We start from the raw sequence: 2,493 nt of genomic DNA, 5'->3' as shown, positions 1-2,493 counted from the left end.
TTTTTATGTAGGTGGTTAAAATCGTCAATGGGATTCACTGGCATACGCCACAGCCATGACCTTTATGGATACATCAATCCCGCTTGGTACACACTTATATCAATCAATAGAGCATTACTTCAAAATCGATAAAGATATAACAGAAAAGCACGGATTTCCTGAGGAGTTAAAACCCTATTTAGACCCAGCAGATTGCCAAGTTAACCGTCAGGAAGTGTGGTAATTAAAAGCTAAATCGCTCTTTAAAAATTTAAAAACTTGAACCTAAAGTGATGCATTTAATTGCTTTAGGTTTAGTTTGCAGCTTCTGTTAGTAGTGGCGTTGTTATTTTTCCAGATGGAAAATTAAGAAGACAGCCACCTTAAAATACGCGTACTTTAGAAATGGAATAACAATGACACCATCTTAATTTTTTAGTGACTGATTTATCAAGTGGGCAGGGTATACGGCTCGATTTAAATCAGCATAATTGCGCCGCCATATTTAAAGCGCTCAACACAACCAGAATCACGTTTAGACTACGTGTTAAAACGTATCCAAAAGGTAAAGGGGCGTCAGTTAGCACAGCCTTTGAGGATAATAAATTTATATTACCAGTATCAAAACGCGATGAGTACGGCGAGCTTGAAAAACCAAATAAATGGCTTACAACCGAAGTGAATTTATCACTATTAAATTATGCGCTAAAAAAAGAATTAGGATTTGAGTAACATTATGATAAACACCGAACAAGTATCTGAATTACGCCCCCCTAAAAAACCAACTGATATGGGGAAGTATTACCGAAAAGTGGAAATCAATTATGACAACCTATTAGGAGTAAAAGATGAACTGGGGGCTGATGGCCGTTATTACGGGTTATTATTAATGGGAAGTATGACGGATACGGATGATAGTTCTTATTCTTGGCAAGCATTAACCTTCTTTGCAATTGGAACGATAATGCAAGTACTCGGGTTATTTAAAGCGAAAAGTTTACAGCACCTCTTGGACTCATTTCTTTTTCACCCTTTGTTTATCCTAGGGCAAGTTTTATTATTAATAATTGCTTTTATTTATCACCGCAAAGCAAAAATCCCCAGAGCAACCTCTGTCGTGTTTGACCGAAAAACCGGCAATGTAAATTTCCCTGCGTTTGGTGGCAACCCTGAACTTGTGATCCCTTTTGAAGAAGTTGAACTGTACCGAGGTTCATTAGGATTTAGTTTAGGCTCCGGTATGCCTGTAGATAGCTTGATTCCAAAAAAGTATCCTAAACATGGTAAAAGGGATTGCCAGTACATAGTCGCATTTGCTGATGGCTATGACGACGCATGTAATCTATGGACGCTATTGAATGAATTTATGGATAAAAATAAACCAATACCTTACGCAATGTTACCTTCGGTTCAACATTATCTAGATAAGGGATATAGCACAGTTTGGAAAGGCGATAAAATTGGCCCCTATATGGATAATTACCCACTCGATGCCGAGATAAAAAATAATTATAAATATGTTTTTCATACGGATATTGATGGCGAAAAAGAATACCCGAGGGATGAAGTTAATTATGTTATTGCCCCCTTTAGTGATGACCCCGTATTACTAGAGAAAAACATAAAACGTGCCTACGCGCTCAATATTTTACTTTTGTGATTCTGGTTATTTAAAAACTGGTTTCTGGTCACAGGCCAAATGCTCTTTAACAATCAGAAAAGGAATTCAAACCTAGGCGCAACTGCTGCCTAGGTTTACCGTCACGTTGGTGGCTCTGTTACATGGCGACATAATAAACAGTCATTTAAATTTGCGTAGGCGCGGCTTTACGCCGCGCAAATTGAACAATAAAAACGACACTCACTCTGAATAATTAAGATAGGTGTCATCTTAAACTTCCGATTTTGATGCGTTTGAAAAGCCAATTGAAAATGCCTCACCTGATTTAGCAATTGCATAAGGAACCTGATGCAAAAAAATAATTACTTTGGTGTTGGAATCATGCCAAAGAAAACGAAGTTTAATCGTTTTTTTGAATATCGTAGTATAAAAAATATATATCACGAATTTAAAGGCCTGTGCTTTTTATATGATTGGCTTGATACGAACAAGTTATATGAAAATCAGCGCGAAAAATACAAAGTTGTCCCTTGTGGTAATAACCCTATAAAAGCCATATTATTTGGACCAATGGCTATCGGGGCTGTATTAAGCTTATTGTTACTAATAGCCTGCGTTGTCGCAACGTATTCTGAAGAGCCATTTCCTTGGTGGCTTGTAATCCTCACCTTTTGCTGGAACTTATTCTTCTTAAATTTATTACCAATAACGGCTAGGTATATACCTGATAAGATGATGTATCTTGACAGGCAAAACCAAACAGTCGGGTTTACTTTTGATATACCAGGTTGTGAACAACGAGATGACTTAGGTAACTGTTGCTTTAAATGGGAAGAGATTGTTTGCAGGTTAACCTCGAAAATGGGCGCGCCGGGTGTAATGAATTACTTTCC

Annotated in this window: 2 protein-coding genes and 1 pseudogene; all 3 read left to right on the top strand. The window is 37.5% G+C overall.

Annotation, left to right across the window (positions count from 1 at the left end):
- Nucleotides 1-64 precede the first annotated feature (64 nt).
- The gene (locus H5232_RS22900; protein ID WP_259400188.1) at nucleotides 65-223 is read left to right on the top strand and encodes a hypothetical protein; all 159 of its coding nucleotides are present in this window, start codon (nucleotides 65-67) and stop codon (nucleotides 221-223) included.
- Between the two features lie 492 nt (nucleotides 224-715).
- The gene (locus tag H5232_RS22895) at nucleotides 716-1,639 is read left to right on the top strand and encodes a hypothetical protein (protein WP_182831598.1); all 924 of its coding nucleotides are present in this window, start codon (nucleotides 716-718) and stop codon (nucleotides 1,637-1,639) included.
- 309 nt (nucleotides 1,640-1,948) lie between these two features.
- Nucleotides 1,949-2,493 (top strand): annotated as a pseudogene (locus tag H5232_RS22890) (hypothetical protein); the annotation flags it as partial.

This window comes from Pseudoalteromonas sp. SG41-5 (assembly GCF_014164495.1).
In the GTDB taxonomy this organism is placed as follows: Bacteria; Pseudomonadota; Gammaproteobacteria; order Enterobacterales; family Alteromonadaceae; genus Pseudoalteromonas; species Pseudoalteromonas rhizosphaerae.
The sequence above is the reverse complement of the archived record's forward strand: the minus strand, read 5'-3'. Positions and strand labels throughout refer to the sequence as shown.

Excerpts from the sequence above, each read along its gene's own strand:
- H5232_RS22900 (WP_259400188.1), top strand. The coding sequence starts at position 65 with ATGGATACATCAATCCCGCTTGGTACACACTTATATCAATCAATAGAG.
- H5232_RS22895 (WP_182831598.1), top strand. The coding sequence starts at position 716 with ATGATAAACACCGAACAAGTATCTGAATTACGCCCCCCTAAAAAACCA.